At 50.4% G+C, this 22333-nt stretch carries 25 protein-coding genes; 7 read left to right on the top strand and 18 right to left on the bottom strand.

Annotation, left to right across the window (positions count from 1 at the left end; translation table 11 throughout):
- Positions 1-20: 20 nt before the first annotated feature.
- Genes tolA through tolQ form a run of 3 tightly spaced genes read right to left on the bottom strand, consistent with a single transcriptional unit; the run spans position 21 to position 2327 of the window.
- Positions 21-1187, bottom strand: a complete 1167-nt coding sequence (tolA, locus tag ACHZCX_RS20045; protein WP_319588980.1) for a cell envelope integrity protein TolA — start codon at positions 1185-1187, stop codon at positions 21-23.
- Between the two features lie 17 nt (positions 1188-1204).
- Positions 1205-1630 carry a protein TolR gene (gene tolR, locus ACHZCX_RS20050; protein ID WP_319588981.1) on the bottom strand — a complete coding sequence of 142 codons (426 nt, stop codon included), beginning with the start codon at positions 1628-1630 and terminating at the stop codon, positions 1205-1207.
- Positions 1631-1634: 4 nt separating this feature from the next.
- Positions 1635-2327 (bottom strand): protein TolQ, encoded by a 693-nt coding sequence (tolQ, locus tag ACHZCX_RS20055; RefSeq protein WP_319588982.1) that lies wholly within the window; start codon positions 2325-2327, stop codon positions 1635-1637.
- Positions 2328-2700: 373 nt separating this feature from the next.
- Here tolQ and ACHZCX_RS20060 point away from each other — a divergent pair, with 373 nt between their 5' ends.
- A complete protein-coding gene (locus ACHZCX_RS20060; protein WP_319588983.1) occupies positions 2701-3612 on the top strand; it encodes an FAD-dependent oxidoreductase in 912 nt (303 codons plus the stop codon).
- 139 nt (positions 3613-3751) lie between these two features.
- On the opposite strand, the gene ACHZCX_RS20065 is transcribed toward ACHZCX_RS20060, so the two are convergent.
- Genes ACHZCX_RS20065 through ACHZCX_RS20075 form a run of 3 tightly spaced genes read right to left on the bottom strand, consistent with a single transcriptional unit; the run spans position 3752 to position 6045 of the window.
- On the bottom strand, positions 3752-4303 hold the full coding sequence (locus ACHZCX_RS20065) for a DUF615 domain-containing protein (protein WP_319588984.1): 552 nt from the start codon (positions 4301-4303) through the stop codon (positions 3752-3754).
- 24 nt (positions 4304-4327) lie between these two features.
- Positions 4328-5542 (bottom strand): bifunctional phosphopantothenoylcysteine decarboxylase/phosphopantothenate--cysteine ligase CoaBC, encoded by a 1215-nt coding sequence (gene coaBC, locus ACHZCX_RS20070; RefSeq protein WP_319588985.1) that lies wholly within the window; start codon positions 5540-5542, stop codon positions 4328-4330.
- Between the two features lie 11 nt (positions 5543-5553).
- Positions 5554-6045 (bottom strand): hypothetical protein, encoded by a 492-nt coding sequence (locus tag ACHZCX_RS20075; protein WP_319588986.1) that lies wholly within the window; start codon positions 6043-6045, stop codon positions 5554-5556.
- Positions 6046-6465: 420 nt separating this feature from the next.
- Between ACHZCX_RS20075 and ACHZCX_RS20080 the strand changes: the two genes are divergently transcribed.
- Entirely contained in the window at positions 6466-7296 is an 831-nt protein-coding gene (locus ACHZCX_RS20080) for a TatD family hydrolase (protein ID WP_319588987.1), read from the top strand.
- The gene (locus ACHZCX_RS20085) at positions 7286-7981 is read left to right on the top strand and encodes a YggS family pyridoxal phosphate-dependent enzyme (protein WP_319588988.1); all 696 of its coding nucleotides are present in this window, start codon (positions 7286-7288) and stop codon (positions 7979-7981) included. The genes ACHZCX_RS20080 and ACHZCX_RS20085 overlap by 11 nt, the downstream gene beginning before the upstream one ends.
- Positions 7982-8214: 233 nt before the next feature.
- Here the strand turns inward: ACHZCX_RS20085 and ACHZCX_RS20090 are convergent, their stop codons facing one another.
- The gene (locus tag ACHZCX_RS20090) at positions 8215-8517 is read right to left on the bottom strand and encodes a PxxKW family cysteine-rich protein (protein WP_319588989.1); all 303 of its coding nucleotides are present in this window, start codon (positions 8515-8517) and stop codon (positions 8215-8217) included.
- Positions 8518-8650: 133 nt separating this feature from the next.
- On the opposite strand from ACHZCX_RS20090, the gene ACHZCX_RS20095 reads away from it, so the two are divergent.
- From ACHZCX_RS20095 to ACHZCX_RS20110, 4 genes are all read left to right on the top strand, one after another.
- On the top strand, positions 8651-9856 hold the full coding sequence (locus ACHZCX_RS20095) for a type II secretion system F family protein (protein WP_319588990.1): 1206 nt from the start codon (positions 8651-8653) through the stop codon (positions 9854-9856).
- Positions 9857-9890: 34 nt separating this feature from the next.
- Positions 9891-11186, top strand: coding sequence for a phosphopyruvate hydratase (gene eno / locus ACHZCX_RS20100; protein ID WP_319588991.1), 1296 nt, complete (start codon positions 9891-9893; stop codon positions 11184-11186).
- Between the two features lie 93 nt (positions 11187-11279).
- A complete protein-coding gene (locus tag ACHZCX_RS20105) occupies positions 11280-11567 on the top strand; it encodes an integration host factor subunit alpha (protein WP_319588992.1) in 288 nt (95 codons plus the stop codon).
- Positions 11568-11736: 169 nt separating this feature from the next.
- Entirely contained in the window at positions 11737-12669 is a 933-nt protein-coding gene (locus ACHZCX_RS20110) for a hypothetical protein (RefSeq protein WP_319588993.1), read from the top strand.
- A 5-nt stretch (positions 12670-12674) separates the two neighbouring features.
- On the opposite strand, the gene ribD is transcribed toward ACHZCX_RS20110, so the two are convergent.
- The 11 genes from ribD to plsX form a co-directional block, all read right to left on the bottom strand.
- A complete protein-coding gene (gene ribD / locus ACHZCX_RS20115) occupies positions 12675-13781 on the bottom strand; it encodes a bifunctional diaminohydroxyphosphoribosylaminopyrimidine deaminase/5-amino-6-(5-phosphoribosylamino)uracil reductase RibD (protein WP_319588994.1) in 1107 nt (368 codons plus the stop codon).
- A gap of 15 nt (positions 13782-13796) precedes the next feature.
- A complete protein-coding gene (gene nrdR / locus ACHZCX_RS20120) occupies positions 13797-14261 on the bottom strand; it encodes a transcriptional regulator NrdR (RefSeq protein WP_319588995.1) in 465 nt (154 codons plus the stop codon).
- 111 nt (positions 14262-14372) lie between these two features.
- Positions 14373-14798, bottom strand: coding sequence for a ribose 5-phosphate isomerase B (gene rpiB / locus ACHZCX_RS20125; RefSeq protein ID WP_319588996.1), 426 nt, complete (start codon positions 14796-14798; stop codon positions 14373-14375).
- Between the two features lie 23 nt (positions 14799-14821).
- Entirely contained in the window at positions 14822-16060 is a 1239-nt protein-coding gene (gene fabF / locus ACHZCX_RS20130; protein WP_319588997.1) for a beta-ketoacyl-ACP synthase II, read from the bottom strand.
- A gap of 16 nt (positions 16061-16076) precedes the next feature.
- Positions 16077-16310 (bottom strand): acyl carrier protein, encoded by a 234-nt coding sequence (gene acpP, locus ACHZCX_RS20135; RefSeq protein ID WP_319588998.1) that lies wholly within the window; start codon positions 16308-16310, stop codon positions 16077-16079.
- Positions 16311-16390: 80 nt separating this feature from the next.
- Positions 16391-17140: a 3-oxoacyl-[acyl-carrier-protein] reductase gene (gene fabG / locus ACHZCX_RS20140; RefSeq protein WP_319588999.1), complete on the bottom strand. Its 750-nt coding sequence runs from the start codon at positions 17138-17140 to the stop codon at positions 16391-16393.
- Positions 17137-18327, bottom strand: a complete 1191-nt coding sequence (locus ACHZCX_RS20145; protein ID WP_319589000.1) for an electron transfer flavoprotein subunit alpha — start codon at positions 18325-18327, stop codon at positions 17137-17139. The genes fabG and ACHZCX_RS20145 overlap by 4 nt, the downstream gene beginning before the upstream one ends.
- Positions 18328-18366: 39 nt before the next feature.
- Positions 18367-19146, bottom strand: a complete 780-nt coding sequence (locus ACHZCX_RS20150; protein ID WP_319589001.1) for an electron transfer flavoprotein subunit beta/FixA family protein — start codon at positions 19144-19146, stop codon at positions 18367-18369.
- A 14-nt stretch (positions 19147-19160) separates the two neighbouring features.
- Positions 19161-20309 (bottom strand): acyl-CoA dehydrogenase family protein, encoded by a 1149-nt coding sequence (locus ACHZCX_RS20155; protein ID WP_319589002.1) that lies wholly within the window; start codon positions 20307-20309, stop codon positions 19161-19163.
- A gap of 19 nt (positions 20310-20328) precedes the next feature.
- The gene (locus ACHZCX_RS20160) at positions 20329-21306 is read right to left on the bottom strand and encodes a beta-ketoacyl-ACP synthase III (RefSeq protein ID WP_319589003.1); all 978 of its coding nucleotides are present in this window, start codon (positions 21304-21306) and stop codon (positions 20329-20331) included.
- Positions 21307-21320: 14 nt separating this feature from the next.
- On the bottom strand, positions 21321-22331 hold the full coding sequence (plsX, locus tag ACHZCX_RS20165) for a phosphate acyltransferase PlsX (RefSeq protein WP_319589004.1): 1011 nt from the start codon (positions 22329-22331) through the stop codon (positions 21321-21323).
- Between the last annotated feature and the right edge of the window lie 2 nt (positions 22332-22333).

The raw sequence follows: 22333 nt of genomic DNA on the forward strand, positions 1-22333 counted from the left end.
TTTTGTATATACACGATCTCTTACAGATTGCCAAGCTCACCGGGTCTGAATTTAAACCCGACTTCAGTCGTTTCCTGTTGCATCAGCGCCGGAAAACGAGGCATCGGAGCCGCATTCTTTATGGTTTTTTCCACCAACTGGTCAAAGAGGGGATCTTTCGAGCGTTGATCGAACTGAATATTGGTCACCTCGCCGTTTTTATTGATGGTAATGACGACCTGAGCAAGCAGACCCGCATCCCACTTTCGCATTTCCGGCAAGACCCAGAAGGTCTTCACCCTTTGCGCCACAGCCCCCCAGTAGGTCTGCTCAACAATCGATTGGGCATGTTGCCTACCGGCGGAGCCTCCCGTGACCGCACTTTGCATGGCCTGCGACTTTCGAGCGGCGTCGGCACGAACTGCCGCGGCAGCGTTGGCAGCGGCATTGGCTTGCGCGGCAAGGTCGCGAGCTTCGGCTGCAGCCGCACGCGCCTCACTTTCAGCTTTGGCTTGTTCAGCCCGAGCCTGGGCGATGACCTTTTGCCGCTCATCTTCACGCCGCTGCGTTTCCTTACGTTCGGCTTCGCGCTTACGCTCCTCGATCTTTTTCTGCAGCTCGTTCTCTTCCTGTTTCCGTTGATCCGCTTCCCGCTTGCGTTCCTCAATTTTTTTCTGCAGTTCCTTCTCTTCCTGTTTGCGCTGTTCCTGCTCGCGCTCCTTCACCTTCTCCTCTTCCAGCCGGGTATCCTGGGCTTTCTTGATCTTTCGTTTATCGGGAGCAAGGGAAATCGGGTTTTTTGTTTCAACAGGTTCAGGGGCGACGGTTTCAGGTTGCACCGCAACTTTCTCCTTCGGCGTCGATGGCAGAGAAACGGGTTCAGGTGGCGCCACCGGTTCTGGCGGGGCTGCCGGTTCAGATCGAGGTGGGGGAGGCGGAGGAGGCTCCACTTTTTTTTCGGCAACGGGTTGGCTGGCCTTAGTGGCTGCCGCAGGTGGGGGGGACGCGGCACCACCGGAATCCGGCATGGCAACGAGACTCACGGAGACCACTTCCTCGATGATGGGTTTGACCTCAAAAAGAGAAGGCATAAACATGACCATCACAACAACAGCCACATGCACCCCAATAGCCAGCGTCGAGGCCAGCCACCATCGTCGATCAGCCTCCTGCTGTTGGAAAAAAAATTCTGATTCGGTATAGTGCACAGCTGTCCAACCAGTCCCTATTGCTTCACTTTTTCAGCCGGCACGGTGATCATTCCCAGCTTTTCGAACCCTGCAGCATGGATATCGGCCATGGCCAATGTCACCACACCGTAGGGAACATTTTTATCTGCACGGAGAAATATCCCCTGTTTTTTTACCTCAGGCGGCATGTCACGCAACTGCTGCTGCAAGGCAAGGGAGGTGACTTTTTCTTTTTTGAGATAGACATCCCCTTCTTTTTTGATCGTCACCACAAGCGGCTCCTCCTGCTGACGAAGTGCCTTGGTGGTCGCTTCCGGGAGTTCAACCTCAAGCCCCTGGGTCATCATTGGGGCGGTAACCATAAATATGATCAATAAAACAAGCATGACATCAACAAGCGGCGTGACGTTGATATCGGCAACCAATCCCCGCTTGCCCTTATTATTTCCTAAAGGTCCCATACAATCACGTCCTGGTGAGAATGTCTCTTTCAATCAGGTTGATAAAATCCGTGCTGAAACTTTCCACATTGGAATCGAATTCGGCGACCTTATTAGCAAAATAGTTATAGAAAATAACAGCCGGAATAGCGACGGCAAGACCGGCGGCGGTGGCCACGAGCGCCTCAGAAATACCTGGAGCAACAACCGCCAATGAGGCTGACCCACGTTCGCCGATACTCTGAAAAGAGGCCATAATGCCCCAAACGGTGCCAAACAGACCAATGAACGGGGTAGCGCTGCCGGTGGTAGCTAAGATAGCAAGCGAATTGGCCAAGCGATCAGACTCCAGAAACTGGGCTTTTCGAACCGCCCGCTTGAGGTTGTCCATGGTCGCCAACTGCATCTCCAAGGTGGCTGGGGTTTGTCCGGTGCTCCGTGCGGCGCTGATCTTTTTTAACTCATTGTATCCGGTAACAAAAACCGTGGCTTCGGGGCTGAGTGGAAATTCCCGTGCTGCTTCGTGAGCCTCGTTCAAGGTTTTGCTGTCCCAGAAAGCATCGAGAAAATCCAAGGAAGCGTTCCGTGCCTTCCTGAACATAAGAAATTTCATAATGACAATGGACCATGAAATGACCGAAAAGATGAGCAGAATGAACATGATCAACTTGCCCATCATCCCGGCATGTTTCATAATTTCAAAGATAGATAAATCCACGACGTTCCTTCTTGTTGAAGTTAATCTTGCGTTGTTCCCAACACCTACGAGAAAGAGTCTTTATACCCATTTCAACGCAGCCGAGACAAGTGCACAAAACATAACCCGCTCTGCAACCGATGATCTGCCGGTTTCGGCAAGATCTGCAAGCGGGCCAAAAGAGAGGGTGCACCCCATTAGGTCTGCCTTCGTTGCAGGGGTCGGACCGACTGGAGAAGTCGATCACAATAACCCCAAATTATATACGAAATCAATAATTCTGTCGACCTTGATCTGGAGATGCTGTACAAATCGCTAGGGATTCGTAACGATCGAAAGGCATCATCGGTGGCGAAATCCCTTCCTCGAATTATCTCGCAAAAAGGAGCCGCACATGTCAGGACAGCCGTACGATGTCGTCATCATAGGAGCCGGTCCGGCCGGCATTCAGGCCGCCATTCATGCCTCCCGGAAAAAAACCCGGGTTTTGGTGCTGGGACGTATAGAAAATTCTGCTCTTTATAATGCCCATATCGAAAATTACGCCTTTGTTGCCGGTATTTCCACGGGAGCCGACCTCCTCCGCGTCGGCCTGGAGCAGGCCAAAAATTTCGGGGCTGAGACCTCGGCCGAAGACGTACTTAAAATTTCCCAGGAAGAAAATCTTTTTCATCTCGAATTGGAAAGCGGTACGACCATCACCGCTCGTTCCCTTATTTTCTGCATGGGTGTATCAAAAAAGAAACTCAGTGTTCCCGGCGAGAAAGAGCTTTCCGGCCGGGGGGTCTCCTATTGCGTGGATTGTGACGCCAATTTTTACCGGGGTGCAGTCGTAACCGTCACTGGTGACCGCAGTGCTGCTGTGGACGGCGCTTTAACTCTGCTTGATTATGCCTCCAAGGTTTATCTCGTTGCAGAAGAACTCCACGTCTCGAAAGAATTGTTTGCTCGACTGGAGGCGAGCAAGGTGGAACACGTTGCCAGTTCAATCAAACAGATCAACGGTGACCGGGTGGTTACCTCGTTACTGCTGGCTAATGGCCAATCCCTTGAGACAGAAGGTATTTTCATCGAATTGGGTTCCAAGGGTGCTTTAGAGCTCGCAACCCAGATCGGCGTACAACTCGACACGGAATCGTTCAAGTACATTGCCACCAACCGGCAACAGGGAACCAACATTGCTGGCATTTATGCTGCGGGCGACATTGTTGGCCCTCCTTACCAGATGGCCAAGGCCGTTGGGGAGGGGTGCGTTGCCGGAATGGAGGCAGCCACCTATGCCAGGAAAATAAGGCAGGCGGAATGATCGGACTCCAGGATTGGTGGGCGAACTGACTGACCAGTCTCAACCTCTTAAAAACAAGAGGCACAGAAACATGGAAAAATGCTTACCCGGTTAGCCTAATGACGAAAGAAGAAAACACTGATCGATTCCTGATGCAGGATTATGCCTCTTCAGGGCGCCGACTGCTTCGTTGCTGCAATTCCTGCACAGCACGGAGGTAGCGGAAAATTTCCCGACTGTATCGAGGATTTCGGGTACGGGAGAATAAATAGGAGAGTCGGGAAAGGGTGAGCTCATCTATCTCAGGCAAGTGATTTTTGAGGTCAATCAGGGTATCGCTTGCCCAGCTTTCCCCCCACTCCTCGTTGTTTTGACGACAAATTCGCTGTTTTTCCAGAGCTTCATTGACCAAAGCATCGCGATAGAATTCCAGTGTGTGCAACTGCTTTTGGGCCGACAGAGTTTTGCCGCGATGCCTGCCAACCAATGCGTACAGATCTTCGAGAGGATGCTCCTGCACCAGCTTGGTGAGGTATTTCACTTGGCGTTGTTTAACGCTGCCCTGCAGCTTGGCCGTTTCAAGCAGCATCTCCCGGAGTTCCTCTGGAACCGGCGCCTGGCCGAGCACCTGTGGTGGCAAAGCCACCAACTCAGAGACGAGTTTCTCAATCTCCTTGATGCGTCTTTTCTGCTCTGATCGACTTATTTGCATGACTGCCTGATCGCCTGACCTTGGTTATACTTCATTATCGGACTTCTCGAGCAACAGGACGACCTTATCCCAAATCCGGTTGGCGGTGGCTTCTTTGGACAACAACGGCAAGGAAGCACTTGCTTGCCGGTCGATTAACGTTACTTGATTGGTTTCCACATCAAAACCTGTTTTTGAGCCAAGGATATCGTTGACCACTATCAGATCCAGATTTTTTTCCCGAAGTTTTCGTTGCCCCTCGCTAACATGATCTCGACTTTCAGCCGCAAAACCAACCAGAACCTGTCCCGGAAAACGATTTTTTCCTAGTTCAGTCAAGATGTCAGTATTTTTGACCAGATCCAGATGGAACCCTTGCTGCGCCTTCTTAATTTTATGTGACGCATAGGTGGACGGCTTGAAATCGGCAACTGCCGCTGATTTAACAATAACCTCCATTGTCTTCGCCCGCTCAAAAACAGCCGCTGCCATTTCTGCTGCGGTAGTCACTCGAACCACTTCTATGCCAGGCGGGTCGGGCAGGTGAACCGGACCTGTCACCAGTGTAACCTCCGCCCCTCTGCGCCGAGCCGCGCGCGCCAGGGCAAAGCCCATTTTGCCGCTCGAACGATTACTGAGAAAACGAGCAGGATCCAGCGGTTCCCTGGTTGGACCGGCGGTGATCAGAATTTTTCGCCCTTTGAGATCCGCCGGTTGAAACAGGGCCAGCAGTTCTTCCCGAGCGACATCCCAATCGGCCAAACGCCCGTCTCCCGTATCGCCACAGGCAAGGGAACCGCTACCAGGTTGTACCAGATGATAGCCGAATTGTTCCAGGCGACTGATATTCGCCAGTGTGGCAGGATGGGACAGCATGGCCGAGTTCATCGCGGGACAGACAACCACGGGAATTCGGGCAGCCAGAACAACCGTTGCCAACAGATTATCAGCCATGCCGTGCGCGAGCCGGCCAATGGTTTGCGCTGTGGCAGGAGCAACCAATATGACGTCAGCCTCCCGAGACAGATTAATGTGCGCCATGACCCGGTCAGGGGTCTCGTCAAACATATCGCGATGGACCGGATTCCCGGAAAGGGCAGAAAAAGTCAGGGGCGCAATAAATCGTTCGGCAGCCTCGGTCATGACAACCGTCACCATCGCCTCCTCCTTGACCAACAACCGGACCCATTCCGCAGCCTTATAGGCGGCAATGGATCCGGTAACCCCGAGGAGAACTCTTTTCCCTTGAAGACCAGACATGCAAATTAAACTTACTGGGAAAAAGAATTACTGGAAGCGCTGGCGTTGGCTCCGGCCGTTTTGTCGATGGCCACATACAACTTGAGCTCGGTTTTTCCAAGAACACCTTCGGAAATCACCATCATGCAGGTCTTGTTAGGTTTGACAAAAGCAAGCATAATATCTTTTGAGGCGGTCTCGCCCACCAATCGCCATTTATTATCCTGCATGGAGGCGACCATATAATCCTTCAAGGACATAACCTCCACTCTTCCTTTATAAGTAAAAATACCGCCTCGAAACGATTCGGTCTTAATGACCATCGAATTTTTCCGATCCCAAGCAAGCTCGGTGGGCAGGGTAATATCTTTGATATCATCAGCAAAATTGCTGATTTGCGGCAAGCCGGCAGCATCGGATCCCACCATACTCTTATTCGAAGCACAGCCGGCGGAAATGAGGAGCAGCGCCACACCAAGGAAAACAAACCACTTCATTTCATTACTTTTTTTCATTTGACTCATCCTCCGGTTCTAGTAATAAACATGCACTTATCCTGCAACAGTATGACCTCGGAGCCGAAAAAGGCCCCGCGAAAGAAAGCAGACGCTCTTCTCTTTCCAATCATCAACGTTTTTTCGACTCCGACAACGATACAATAACCCAATTTTTCCAGGCAACGGCTCGAACTCTGGGCGCCTTCAGGCCAGAAGCTCTGTAAACCAGGCTGAGACTCATCAATCTAGAGGGCAAGACGGCGAGGAAGGGCGAAAAGAAAAAACCGAGCCAAACAGTTGTAAAAAATAAAGGTTTTAATGTCAATAAACATTCACTATGGTACAGATGTATTGTCCTAGCCTGCGGGATGAAAACAAATCGATTTCAATTTTTCCAGCTACTCTTGATCCATTCAGCAACAAGTATTCCTTTAACACCATCTCCCGATGCAACAACAAACATTCCCGCTCCCCAAACTATCTGATCAGGCTGAGCTCATCGACACCCACTGCCATCTCGACATGGGAGCCTACCAGCCTGACCTAGAAGACGTCATCCAATCGGCTCTTCAACACGGCATCAAGCGCATTGTCACCATTGGAATTGATTATCTAAGTTCCAAAGAGGCGGTGGCCCTGTCTGATCGCTACCCCAATATCTTTGCGACCATCGGGTTCCATCCCCACGATGCGCATCAAGCCACATCCGGCGCCCTGAAGATGCTTGCCGACCTGGCATCTCATCGATCCGTGGTCGGATACGGGGAAATTGGCCTTGATTACGTTAAAAATTATGCCCCGCGCGATGTACAACTCAAAATTTTTTCCGAGCAGCTCCACCTAGCCAAGGATCTTGACTTGCCGGTTGTGATCCATGATCGCGAAGCCCATGACGATGTCTGCGGCTTGATCCGGTCAGTCGGTCCTTTTCCTCAAGGGGGCGTGATGCATTGTTTCTCCGGCGACCTGCAACTGGCCGAAGAGATGATCGATCTGGGCTTCCACATCTCGATCCCAGGTGTGGCCACCTTTACCAATGCCCACACTCTCCATGAGGTTATTCGCACCATCGACCTCCGGCACCTGCTGCTGGAAACAGATGGACCGTATCTGGCTCCGGTGCCCTTTCGGGGAAAACGAAACGAACCAAAATTGATGCTGTATACGGCACAGAAGGTGGCGGAACTAAAGCAGGTCTCCCTTGACGAGGTCGCCCAAACAACCACAGCCAACGCCGTTCGGCTTTTCAACCTCTCGGAGAAGACTCATGATTCATGACAATCTTGCCCAAATCCTGGAGACAATTGCACAAGCGGCCAGAAGGGTCGATAGAGACCCACAAGACATCAAGCTGGTGGCTGTCAGCAAGATGATCAACGTCGACCTTATGCGGCAAGCCATAGAAAATGGCCAAATGCTTTTCGGAGAAAATTACCTCCAGGAGGCTGCAGGCAAAATCGCCCTCCTCCCCCCCACCGTCAGCTGGCATTTCATAGGCCATTTGCAAAGTAATAAGGTTAAACAGGCAGTGGAGCTTTTCGACGTAATCGAAACGGTGGACCGATTGAAGGTTGCGAAGGCTTTAGACAGCCATGCAAAAATGCTCAAAAAAAAATTATCTGTGCTCATCCAGATCAATACTGGCAGAGAAAAACAAAAATCAGGGGTGCTCCCTGAAGAGGCGGAGGCACTGCTTTACCAGATTTCCCAGGAAACCAATCTCCGCATTCTTGGACTGATGACAATGCCCCCCTTCTGTTCCAATCCAGAGAGCAGCAGGTCCTATTTCCGGGAATTGAAAGATTGTGCCAAACGACTTGCCGCTCTCAATCTTTTCGCGGATAATTCGCATGTTGAGCTTTCAATGGGCATGTCCGGTGATTATCCGGTGGCTATTGAGGAAGGAGCCACTATTGTTCGAGTTGGCACAGCATTATTCGGTGCGCTTCGCCATGTTTCATAACCCAGACCACCATGCATGATGCTGGATTTTATATATACAGGGGGTACAGTGGGGCAAAGATGGGGGGGAACTATCCAATTCCCTTCACCTTTTAGACTGAAGGGAACTGGATTTTGAGAGCGTTAAAAATAGGGGGCAGCTAGAGGGGGTGTGAAGAAGTTGCGTATTCTGCCTTCACACAAAATATATATGCGAAGAGCACAGCATTCTTTCTCTCTTTAAAAAAACGGGGCCTACTTACGGCGAGATGCCCTCTTCGCAGCCTTCAGCGGGTTGACACGAATTTTTACAATTGTGACTTCCGGTTTTGCATGAGTTGCAAAATTACATATGCCCAGCCGCCATTTTGCCCCTGGATTCATGTAGGTATCACAGAATTTACCACCTTCCGCCTCAACGATTCGCTCACATCCTTCGCACTGCTCAACTACCGGCAGAAACGATCCATCGTTGAATTTAGCCGCATTGCTTGTTTGCATATTGCCAACTCCTGAAAAAATATAAACTTTTTCTTGAATCAGAAAAAAATCTTCCATACAATAAAAAATAAGTGTCTAACGCCATTCTCGATATTCAAAGGCGCTATTTATAAAAACTAAAGAAGTATCTGTCAACACCTTATCGCTGCTACTTTTTACAAAATTTCAAGAAATTGCCGGAGACCTCTTCATGCCGATCTATGTTTGGAAGGGAAAAAATAGTTTTGGTGAAAAACGCAAGGGCGAAATCGAAGCTGTCGATGAAACCGGAGTACGTGCTCAACTCAGGCGTATGCGGATTGACAACCCGACGATAAAAATAAAACCAAAAGATATTTTTGAAAATATCAAGCTCTTTAAACCGACAGTTACCGGGAAAGACATTGTCATCTTCACGCGACAACTCTCTACCATGATCGATGCAGGTTTACCGCTCGTTCAATGCCTGCAAATTTTAGGTAAACAGCAAAGCAACCCAACCTTCAAATCGGTGCTCACTGCCATTCAAAACGATGTTGAGAGTGGCACGACCTTGGCTGATTCCATGAGGAAACATCCAAAAGTCTTTGATAATTTGTATGCCAACATGATTGAAGCGGGTGAACTGGGCGGTATCCTCGACACTATTCTTTCAAGGTTGGCCGCTTTCAAAGAGAAGGCTATGGCTTTGCAGAAAAAGATCAAGGGAGCCATGACTTATCCGGTTATCTGTTTAGCCATCTCCATTCTGATCCTCGTTGTTATTCTGGTTTTTGTTATCCCCGTTTTCGTCGAAATGTTTGCCAGCCTGAACTCAGCCCTTCCGGCTATCACCCAACTTGTTGTAGACATGAGTGATTTCGTCAAACACAATATTTTGTACATCATAATAGTTTTTATACTTTTATTTTATGGAGTTAAAAAAATCTACGCTACGGAAAAAGGTCGATTCAAAATCGATTCGTTTGTTCTCAAGGCCCCTGTTATTGGTCAATTGACGAGAAAAGTAGCTGTTTCGAAATTCACTCGGACTCTCAGCACAATGTTGCAAAGCGGCGTACCCATTTTAGATGCGCTTCAAGTTGTTGCGAGAACATCAGGCAATAAAGTGGTGGAACGAGCCGTTCTTAGAGTGTCGGAAAGCATTGCCGAGGGGCGACCGATAGCTGAACCATTGGAAGAATCGGGGGTTTTCCCCAACATGGTTGTTCAAATGATCAATGTTGGAGAATCAGTCGGCGCGCTCGATACCATGCTCGAAAAAATTGCCGATTTTTATGACGAAGAAGTTGATCAGGCCGTAGAAAATCTGACGGCAATGATCGAACCATTTATGATGGTTTTTCTCGGTGGCATGATTGGCGGACTTGTAGTAGCTATGTATCTGCCAATTTTTCAAATGGCTGGAAAAATCTAATATTTCAACAACCGCATTAGGAGCTTTTATCCGTATGAGCGAGATCACCGGCATACTTGCTAGAGAAATTCTTGATTCCAGGGGAAACCCAACTGTCGAAGTCGAAGTGCATCTTGAAACCGGTGCCATGGGAAGGGCCGCCGTTCCCTCAGGGGCCTCCACCGGAACAAGGGAAGCCTTGGAGTTGCGAGACACCAAGGACAACAAACGGTATGGCGGCAAGGGTGTACTGCAAGCAGTAGAGAATGTCAACGAACGCATCACCCCAGCCTTGCTTGGATTTGAATCCTCACAGCAAGTGGTCATAGACAGTACCATGCTTGCGCTCGACGGGACTGCCAACAAAGAAAATCTTGGAGCGAATGCTATTCTTGGTGTTTCCATGGCAGTTGCCAAAGCGACGGCCATGGAACTTGACCTACCGCTCTACAATTATCTTGGCGGTGTCAATGCCAAGGTGCTGCCTGTGCCTATGATGAATATCCTCAACGGAGGGGCACATGCAGATAACAACGTGGACATCCAAGAATTCATGATCCTGCCTGCAGGAGCACACTCCTTTTCTGAAGCACTGCGCATGGGAGCTGAAACCTTCCATGCCCTGAAAACTGTCTTAAAGAAAAGAGGCCTGCTCACCGCCGGAGGTGACGAGGGAGGCTTTGCCCCCAACCTGCGCTCGAACGAAGAAGCCATGGAATCAATTCTCGAAGGGATTGTTCACGCAGGATATTCTCCAGGCAAGGATATTTTTATCGGTATTGATGCGGCTGCGAGTGAATTTTATTCCGGAGATAAAAAAACCTATGTTCTGGGGGCAGAGTCAAATCCGAATAAAACAGCCGAGCAGATGATCGCCTTTTATACGGACTGGGTGAATAAATATCCCCTGATTTCCATTGAAGACGGTTTGGATGAATCAGACTGGGAAGGGTGGAAGCAGCTGACGAATGCCCTTGGAAAGAAGATCCAGCTGGTTGGAGACGATATTTTTGTCACCAACACCAGTATTCTAAAGAAAGGCATAGCCCAGAAAATTGCCAACTCCATTTTGATAAAACTTAACCAAATCGGCTCCGTCACCGAGACCATCGATGCTGTTGACATGGCCCATCGGGCCGCATATACCGCTGTTATTTCGCACCGATCAGGTGAAACCGAAGATGCAACCATTGCGGATCTGGCTGTCGCTCTAAACACAGGACAAATAAAAACTGGGGCTCCATCACGAAGCGATAGAGTAGCGAAATACAACCAGCTCTTACGGATTGAGGAGGAACTGGGACGGGTGGCACAGTTTGCGGGAATCTCGGCCTTTTCTTTTCTTTCATAAACCAGGTTGACAACCTGCTGTATTACTTCCTATTATAGAGCAAGTATTTAAAAAAATGATCCTCTCTTCACGAGTTATCCTGGAGGTACAAAAATGACTCTAACAAAGGCTGATCTGGTGCAGCAGGTGTACAAGGCGCATCCCAACCTGACAAAATCGCAGTCCACGGATTCTGTCGAAACCTTTCTCTCATTGTCCAAATCTTCCTTAATTATAGGCGAAGACTTACTTCTTAGTGGATTTGGCAAGTTCAATATCAAAGATAAAAAATCCCGTCGAGGTCGAAACCCACAGACAGGGAGCGAACTCACACTTGATGCCAGACGGGTCGTTACTTTCAAACCCTCTGGAATACTTCGCTCTCGCATTAATTCCGATTAAAACTAATTTTGTATCGAGTTTGACCAAGGCGCCTGCTGCAAGCGGCGCCTTTTTTGTTTTTCCCTAATCCTCGATAGCGGCTGCTTCATAGCAGCATGAAAAGTTCATATAGCTGACATTTAACTCTTCCACTTTCCATATCTATATTTGCATTTAAAAAAATATTGCAATGCAGCCGAGTTACCCATTCAAAACGATTAGTTGTCAGTTCATTGATCATCCCGACGATTTTATCCGGTCGCTTCATGAACGCCCTGACTCTCTGCTTGTTGAAAGATTACAACTATTTGGTCAAACAGTCCCTTTGCTGGTCTGGCAACAAGCAGAGAAACAATATCAGATCATTGCCGGTTATTCATCTTTCTCTGCGATCACTTCGCTGGGGATAGAGAAAGCCGCCTGTCAAGTTCTCCCCCGCTCCACTCCCCCGCTCCAACTCTATTCTCTGCAGATCCTCCACGGGCTCGATGCTCCCCAGGCCAGCCCCATTCTACAGGCGTATCTTTTACAACAGGCGCGACAAAAACTCGCCGACAAGGAGACGTTCTCCCTCCTCTCCTTGATGGGACACAAGCCTCAGCTCTACAAACTCGATGAACTCACCGACCTTCTTCGACTTTCCCCATTGGCCATCGCGGCCTTGCATCAGGGAATCCTGTCACTTAAAACGGGGAAACTGTTTAAATTTCTCTCACATGAAGACCAAGGGGTTTTGGTCCGGCTTATTAGCACCTACCAACTTGGTGGATCAAAGCAACAAAAACTGGTTGAAATGGTCACGGAATTATCCTTGAGGGAAAACACGCCTGTTCAGGTACTTATCCGAGAATGGCTACCTGCGGATCAAGCATTTGTGGTAAAAAATGTTCCTCAACGGTTGCAAGGGCTTCTGCAAACACTGTATGAAATGTATTGGCCAGAAAAATCAGCTATGGAAAAAACCTTTCAGCAAATTGTTCAAGGATTGCAAGTTCCAGAAGGGACGTCCATCAAGCCAAGCCCATTTTTTGAGGACGACAGCGTAGAGATGTGTTTTCGCTTTGCTAACATAGAGGCTTTGAAGGAGAAATGGGGGGAAATGAAGGCTCTTAGCCAGCAATAATTTTTTTATCGTTGCACAATGGCTTTAAACAGCAGATCTTTCCCCAATAATTGCAGGGATACGTTGTGCAAGAGTGGCGCATCCTCCCGGCTACCAAGACCATACCCGCGAACCAGAGGTGTGCCGTCATCACCAATAATGAGCGGTGCATACAACAGAACTAATTCATCAACAAGATTGTGACGATAAAAGGCTCCATGCACTTGTGCTCCTCCTTCTACAAGCACTGAGGTAACATTCTTCCCCCCTAGAAAAATGAGCAAGGCCGACAATTCAACCCTTCCGACATCGCTGCCTGGGAGCCGAAAAACCTTTGCTCCCCTTGCAACCAATCGGGCTTCTTTTTCCATGGAGGCCCCTTCACCGCAGATGACCCATGTTTCAGCGACGGAATCTTGGGTGAGCATGCGCGCGTCCACCGGTAAACGCAAAAAAGAATCAAGGACGATGCGGAGTGGATCACGCGTCTGCCCTGCGTCTTCAAGCCGGGTGGTCAAATTGGGATTATCGATTATTGCCGTTTCAACACCGATTAAAATCGCGTCAACCTGATTGCGTATTTGATGTACATATCGTTTCGACTCAGGACCCGTCAGTGCGCCTGCTTGCCGGGGATGAAAGGTGATTTTGCCATCGAGACTCAATCCCGCCTTCATAATGATCCATGGCAATCCCGTGGCGCTGTGCTTGATAAAGGGGTAATTGAGCTCTCTGCACTGCTGCTCTAGCACCCCGCTGCATACTTCAATCCCCCTTGCTCTCAAAAAGTCCCCTCCCCCCCCGGTCACCTGCGGATTAGGGTCGGACATACCGATGACAACTCGCGCAATTCCGCTACGAACAATGGCTTCGGTACAGGGAGGTGTTCTCCCCGTATGATTACAGGGTTCCAGGGTAACATAGAGCGTAGCGTTGTTCGTCTGCTCACCGGCGTCGAAAATGGCATTAATCTCGGCATGGGGAGTTCCGGCTTTTTTATGATATCCCCTGCCTACGATCTTGCCATTATAGACAATGACAGCGCCCACCGCCGGATTCGGCGAGGTTCGCCCGAGACCCTTTCTCGCCTCGACCAAGGCTAACTCCATAAAATAGATGTGATCGTTTTGCATGCGTAGCCCGAGTGGTCAGTGTTTTCCTTTTTCTCCAAGGAAGAATTTCAGTTCGTCCATAAACTCATTGACATCCTTGAACTGTCGGTAGACCGAAGCAAATCGAACATAGGCCACCTCATCCAGCGCAGGCAATGCCTCCATCACCCATTCACCTATTTGACTGGTGGGAATTTCCTTGCCTCCATAGTCCTGTAATTTCTGCTCGATAGCATCGACAAAAAGATCGATATCAGTCATGCTGACCGCCAGCTTTTCGCAGGCCTTTTCCAATCCAACGACGATTTTCCCTCGGTCCCAAGGCTCTCGCCGGCCGTCTTTTTTTATTAGCATCGGCAGTGTCAACTCAATGCGTTCATAGGTGGTGAACCTGCGTTGGCAGGAATCACACTCCCGTCGACGTCGGGTGATCGTCTTGTCTTTATTGATCCGCGAATCAATCACCCGACTATCCAAATGACCGCAATAGGGACATTTCATGACACACCCTGCATAATTTGAAAAAAGAGAGTAAATTATTTCCAAAAAAAAAACCGGCAGCTTTGTGCAAAAGCATACCGGTTTGAAAAACTCGAAACAGGTGTCAACCGACTACCCCATCATGCTGATCCTTCGCAGATGACGCCCGCCGGCAAACTTGGTTTCGAGCCAGATCTTGACGATATCCAAAGCAATGGCAATCCCAACTACTCGTGCACCGAGACAGAGAACATTGGCGTCATTGTGTTCTCGGCTCATTCTGGCGGAGAAGGCCTCATGGCAAAGTGCTGCCCGAATGTGCCGGTGCCGGTTGGCGGCTATCGACATCCCGATACCCGTCCCACAGATCAGAATACCATGCGTACAGAACCTATTCTTGATTGCCGCACAGACCTTGTCGGCAATGTCAGGATAATCGACCGATTCCTCGGAATAACTCCCCAGATCGATGACCGTATGGTTGGACTGTTCAAGCAATTGGACCAGCTCTCGTTTAAGAGCAAATCCGCCATGGTCACACCCCAATGCAACATTCAAGTGTTTGCTCCATAACTTTCAAATTATTTAAACCGCCGGAAGACAACCACCCCATTGGTACCACCGAATCCAAAGGAGTTCGACATGGCTGTTTCAATCCGTACCTCCCGGGCTGTGAGGGGCACATAATCCAAGTCACAATCAGGATCCGGGTTCTGCAGATTGGCAGTGGGCGGGAGGATGCCATGATAGAGGCTCAAGGCAGTGAATGCTGCCTCAATCCCTCCAGCTGCGCCCAACATGTGACCGGTCATCGATTTGGTGGAACTGACAGCCAACTTGTTGGCGTGTACACCAAAAACAGTTTTGATGGCCAGAGTCTCGCATTTATCATTGAGCGGAGTCGAGGTGCCGTGGGCGTTGATATAATCGATATTTTCGGGATTAAGTCCCGCATCCCGCAAGGCTGCGGCCATGCAGCGAGCAGCTCCTTCACCATCTTCTGGTGGAGCGGCTATATGGTAGGCATCGCTGGTCTGACCGTAACCAATGATCTCAGCATAAATGGTGGCTCCACGACGTTTCGCTGACTCCAGTTCCTCAAGAACCAACATGCCGGACCCTTCGGAGATAACGAACCCATCCCGATCGCGATCAAAGGGCCTGGAGGCAGCTGTCGGATCGTCATTTCGGGTCGAGAGGGCTTTCATCGCACTGAATCCACCCACAGCCAGCGGACATATAACCGATTCGGTACCGCCGGTTATGGCCACATCGCAATCGCCATAAACGATATGACGAAAAGCTTCGCCCACCGCGTGGGTCCCGGCCGCACAGGCCGTAGTCTGGGAAAGATTGGGGCCCTTGCAGCCTATTCGCATGGAAATATGGCCAGAGGGCATGTTAGGTATAACCCTGGGTATGAAAAAAGGCGTTATTTTGCGCGGCCCCTTATTAAGTAGAACACTATGATACTCTTCAATGGTGGGGAGACCGCCCATACCACAGCCGGTTATGACCCCAACCCGATTGACATTGTCATCGGTAATCGACAGGCCGCTGCTTTTCCAGGCAATGTCTGCTGCTGCAACAGCGTATTGCACAAAGGGATCCAGATTTTTCACCTGCTTTTTTTCAAACCAATCCTCAGGATTAAAACCTTTTACCTCAGCAGCAATCTGCGAAGCCTGATCAGAGGCATCAAAGCGGGTGATCGGTCCGATGCCGCTTTGTCCGTTGATCAGAGCATTCCACGTCTGCTCGGTCCCAATACCAAGTGGCGTGACCAAGCCAATCCCAGTTACAACGACCCGTCGTTTCACGCTTGCAAGCCTCGACTCAGTTCTGAATTTTCGAGACAAAATCGATGGCGTTTTGCACCGTTACGATCTTCTCAGCCTCTTCGTCAGGAATTTCGACATCAAATTCCTCTTCCATAGCCATGATCAGTTCGACCAAGTCCAATGAATCAGCACCAAGATCGTCGACAAAGGAAGCGCCTGGGACGACTTTGTCGCGGTCGACACTCAGTTGTTCGACGATGATATCAATCATTTTATCTTCAACAGCCATTGTTATTCTCCTCAAAATAGTCTTGTGATTGTTCTGTTATAAAACAATGCCCGAAAGAGTAGACATTCGGGTATCTCTTGTCAATGTCCCATATACATCCCGCCATTGACGTGCAGGGTCTGACCAGTAACGTAATTACTGCCAGTTGATGCCAAGAAACCCACTGAAGCGGCAACATCTTCCGGTGTTCCCAAGGTGCCCAGAGGTATTTGGGCCTTGAGTGCTTCCTGGACATCTTCGGTAAGGCCGTCCGTCATGTCGGTGACGATATATCCGGGAGCAACACAGTTGACAGTGATGTTCCGTCCAGCCAGCTCCCTCGCCATGGATTTGGTCAAACCGGTCAAACCAGCTTTGGCCGCACCGTAATTAACCTGGCCACTGTTGCCGACAAAACCAACCACCGACGATACATTGATGATCCGACCCCACCTTTTTTTCATCATGGTCCGCATCACTGCCTTACTGCAGAGAAACGCACCTTTCAGATTGGTATCAAGTACGCTGTCCCAGTCATCCTCTTTCATGCGCGCCATCAAGCCATCGCGGGTGATGCCAGCATTGTTGATAAGAATGTCAATTTGGCCATGAGTAGCGATAATTTCTTTGAAATTTTCCTGGACCGCTTCGCCATCGGCAACATCAAAACGGACCGTAAACCCTTTACCTCCCAGAGCCTCGATCTGTTTCAAAGTTTCTTCGGCTGCCGCCGGATTGGATACATAATTAATACCGACGATGGCACCCATAGAGGCCAATTTCACACAGATAGCCCGCCCGATGCCGCGGCTACCGCCGGTGACTACGGCAATCATCTTCTCCAGCATCATTTTTTGATCTCCTGAAGCCGTTTAATCAACTGAGGCACAACCTCATACAGATCTCCAACCACGCCATAGGTGGCGATATCAAAAATAGGCGCGCTCTTGTCACGATTAATGGCGACCACGATTTCAGCGGACTGCATGCCCACTGCATGTTGCACGGCGCCGGATATCCCGCAGGCTATGTAGAGCTTGGGGCTGACTGTCTTGCCTGTCTGGCCGACCTGATGCGGATAAGGAATCCAACCGGAATCGACGGCGGCTCGCGAAGCGGCCACCGCACCTCCGAGTTCAGAGGCCAGTTCCCGGATCAACGCAAATCCCTTGGGTGAATCGAGGCCACGGCCACCAGCGACCAGGGTTTCCATTTCCTGAATATTGACTTGATCTTCGGTGTTGACCACTGTTTCAAGTACTTCAATCTTGGACTGCACCAGACCTGGCGGTAGCTCCACCGAAATAACTACACCTTTACGGGAAAAATCGGGTTCAGCTGGTGCCATAACCTTTGGCCGGACGGTGGCCATCTGTGGCCGGGTGTGTGGGCATTCGATGGTCGCCATGATATTGCCTCCAAAGGCGGGTCGCGTCTGTAGCAACATGCCGTCTTCTTCTCTGATTTCCAGGTGAGTGCAATCAGCGGTCAAACCAGCGTCGATGGCGGTGGCCACAAAAGGAATGACCGACCGGCCGATGGCGGTGGCCCCAGCAAGAACCACCTCGGGTTTTTGTTCCCGGATCACCTGCTCCAAGACCCTGGCATACACGTCCTCGCGAAACTGCTCCAACACCGGGTGTTCGGCGAGGAAAACGGTGTCTGCTCCGGCAGCAATGAGGTCGCCCGCATAACCGGCCACTGTGCCACCGGGCAGCACCACGCTGAGTTTGACCCCGCGCTTATCAGCGAGTTTGCGGCCTATGCCCAATAACTCATAACTCACTGGCGCGACCTTACCGTGGCGATACTCGGCGAACACCATAATCCCCACATACTCAATGATGTCGACCTGTGTACGTTTCTCCGCAATTTCAATACGCAGGGCATCGACCGGACAATTGTCAACACAAGCACCGCAGAGTGTGCAGGATTCGGTGACCACCGCACAATCTGACACGACGCTGATAGCCCCGAAAGCGCAACTGGTCTCGCAGATGCCGCAGGCCGTACATTTCTCACTATCGATAATCAGCATAGAAAAAAACTCGATTGTAAAGGTGAAGCTCTTCTTTGCCTAGAGATGCGCCTTGAGACAGGCAACCAGTTGGTCGACCTGCTCCTCGACGCTTCCCGAGAATATCTTGCGGTTTCCCCGAGGTTCTGGAGGAAAGACGCGCACGACTTGCGTCGGCGATCCGGCTAGTCCGATGCACTGCGGATCAGCACCAATAGCAGCGGCGGAGAGTTGTCGAATTTCTGCTTTTTTTGCCTTCATCTTACCTTTTAACGACGCGACCCGGGGCTCGTTGATATCTTTGACCACCGTCATCAAGGCAGGTAGAGGCAGGCGGAGAACATCAAAACCGTCGTCCATCATCCGCTCCACCTCAATAGTGCCAGCGGTTACATTGCGCGTTTTCTGGACGCAGGTGGCGTACGGCACCTGTAAGCGGCAAGCTAACCCTGGTCCGACCTGGGCAGTATCACCATCGATCGCCTGCTTGCCACAGAGAATGAGGTCGGCCCCGTCAAGCGTTTGCACGGCCTTAGCCAGTGTATAAGCAGTAGCCCAGGTGTCAGCCCCGGCAAAGGCTCGATCAGAAATCAGCACTCCATCATCGGCTCCACAGGCGATGGCCTCGCGGAGCACCGCCTCGGCCTGCGGCGGTCCCATGGTAATCACTGTTACCGTGCCGCCCTGCTTTTCCTTGATGGCGACCGCTTCTTCCAGGGCATGGCGATCATAAGGGTTCATGATCGAATCCACCCCTTCGCGTGCCAAGGTATTAGTTTTGGGGTCGAGCCGGACATCTTTGGCGTCCGGAACCTGTTTGACGCAGACAATAATCTTCATGACCCGTGAATCTCTCAGGAGTATTCTTTGTTCAGTTCCTGGCCAATAACATTGCGTTGGATCTGGTTGGTACCTTCGTAGATCTGGAGAATCTTGGCATCACGCATCATCTTCTCAACAGGATACTCTTTCATGTACCCGTAACCGCCAAGGACCTGCACTGCATCGGTGGTAACCTTCATGGCCATATCGGTAGCAAAAACCTTACACATCGACGAAACCTTGGACATGTCTTTAGGATGCGCATCAATGTGCTTTGCCGCGCCATAAACCAAAGCTCGACCGGCTTCAAGTTGGATGGCCATATCGGCCAGAATATGCTGCACGGCCTGGAAAGAAATAATTGGCTTGCCGAATTGGACTCGCTGTTTAGCGTAAACAACTGCCTCGTCCAAAGCAGCTTGGGCAAGACCGATACCGAGGGAGGCAATACCTGGACGCGACATATCCAGGGTTTTCATCACGGTGATAAAACCTGTTCCTTTTCTGCCTACCAGCCGATCCTTGGGTATTCGGCAATCCTTGAGAATCAGCTCCCGGGTTGCAGAAGAACGGATACCCATTTTGTCTTCTTTTTTACCATACGTAAAACCGGGATCGCCTTCCTCAACTACAAAAATGGATGCCCCACGCGCGCCTTTGTTGGGATCGGTGAGAGCAATGATTGTGTAAATCTGAGATTCGCCGCCGTTGGTAATCCATTGTTTGGTGCCGTTGAGCACCCACTCTTCCCCATCTTCGACAGCGGTGGTCCGAATGCCCGAAGCATCGCTCCCCGCGTTGGACTCGGTAAGACCAAAAGCGGCCCAACGCGCACCACTGGCGATATCGGGTAGGTATTTTTGTTTCTGCGCCTCACTGCCGGCTATCATTACCGGGAAAATACCCAAGGCGCTGGCGGCAAAACTGGTGGCCACGCCGACGCATCCCCGGGCCAATTCTTCCAAGGCCAAGACAACTTCGAAGCAACCACCGCCAAATCCACCGTACTCTTCGGGTACAAACACACTAAAAAGATCGGCCTTGGCAATGTCCTGCAGGATTTCCCGAGGGAATTGGTTTTTCTCATCAAGTTCCGCCCGTACCGGAATAATCTTTTCATTGGTGATTTCCCGGGCGGTATCGATGATCATCTGTTGTTGTTCAGTGAAAAAATAATCCACAAATACACTCCTTAGTGTCTTACCAACGCATAAGCAGAGAGCCCCAGGTGAGGCCGCCACCAAAGGTACATAAAAGCACAATATCTCCCCGCACCAACCGTCCCAGCCGATGCGCTTCGTCCAAGGCTATAGGGATACTGGCCGCAGAGGTGTTGCCATATTGGCTGAGATTGATAAAAATTTTATCCTCGGGCAATCCCAATCTTTCTTTCAGATTTTTGAGAATGCGAATATTGGCCTGATGAGGAATCATCAGGCCAATATCGTTAATAGTGAGGTCATGTTTCCTGAGCAGGCTGGTAACAGCGTCTTCCATCAACCGAACAGCATGTTTGAAGATATCAACACCATTCATCCGGATGTGAGCCCCCTGCCAATCGTCGCGTCGCAATTCCGGATTTAGGCTTTCCGGACTGTCCATGCACAGCAAATTCCACAGTTTACCATCGGCGTGTAGGCTACTGCCAAAGACGCCTCTACCGTCATTTGATCCCGTAAGAATTACCGCGCCCGCACCATCGCCAAACAGCACGCAGGTGTTCCGGTCTTCCCAGTTGACTCGCGCAGAGAGTGTTTCCGCACCGATCAGCAGAATTTTCATGTCCGGGCGGTTTTGGATATAGTTACTCGCTAGATCCAGTCCGTAGGTAAAACCAGCACAAGCAGCATTGATATCATAGGCAAAGGCATTCACCGCGCCTAGCTCGGCCTGCACAAAACAGGCCGTGGACGGCATGATCATGTGGGACGAAATAGTGGCGACAATGATCAGATCCAGTTCTTCGGCATCAACGCCTGTGACCGCAAGGGCTCGACGAGCTGCCCTAGTCGCTAATTGGTAATTTTGTTCATTCTTGCCGGCGATCCGCCTGTTGCGGATTCCTGTTCTTGAGGTGATCCATTCGTCAGAGGTTTCGACCATCTGCTCAAGATCGGCATTGGTAAGTGTTCGCTCCGGAAGACAGGATCCGGTTCCGAGAATAACAGCTTTTGTCATGAAAAAACCTGTTTTCAGGCAGCGTTTTCGCCAAGCGCCTGAACTATTGCCTCATTGATCCGGTTGCGCACCATGTTCGCTGCAACTTCAATGGCATTACGAATAGCAACGGCGTTAGAGGCGCCATGGCAGATGATACCGGTACCGTCGATACCCAACAAGGGAGCCCCGCCGTATTCGGCATAATCCACCTGTTTTTTAAATCCGGCTATGGCGTCGCGCATAAGGAGATAACCGAGTTTTGCGCGCCAGGTTTTCAGGATCTCCCGTTTAAGCATCTGCATGGCTGCTTCGGCCAGCCCTTCGCTTATTTTCAAGGAAATATTGCCGACAAAGCCGTCGCAGACAATGACGTCAACATCTCCCTTATACACATCACGCCCTTCAACATTACCAATAAAATTGAGCGGACTCTGCTTCAGAAGATCATAGGTTTCCTTAACTAGAGCGTTCCCCTTACCCGTCTCTTCACCAATACTGAGCAAACCGATACGGGGACGGTCATAGTTGAGCAGCAGCCGGGAACAGGAAGAAGCCATGACAGCAAACTGGTAAAGATGCTGTGGCCGGCAATCGACATTGGCCCCGATATCCATCAGCATCACCGGCTTCTTCACCGTTGGAAAAAAACTAGCGAGGCCCGGCCTGGAAACACCCGGTAGCCTGCCGAGTTTCCTGATCGCCGCAGCCATGGTGGCGCCGGAGTTGCCGGCTGAAACCACCGCATCTGCCTCACCGTTTTTCACCAAATCGAAGCCAACCATGATGGTTGCTTCTTTCTTTTTACGGACGGCCTCAACCGGCGAATCGTCCATGGTGATGACTTCGGAGGCGTGATGAACGCTAATTCGCTCCAACACGTCGTCGTAACCAGACGAATTGTCACCGATTTGTTGTTCTAAAAGAATACGAGGGCCCACTAAGATGACACGCAGATCGCTCCGGTCTCGAACCGCAGCAAGAGCGCCTCGGATCGCCATCTCTGACCCCCCGTCGCCACCCATGGCGTCAAGGGCTATCCTCACAA

The organism is uncultured Desulfobulbus sp. (assembly GCF_963662935.2).
GTDB lineage: Bacteria > Desulfobacterota > Desulfobulbia > Desulfobulbales > Desulfobulbaceae > Desulfobulbus.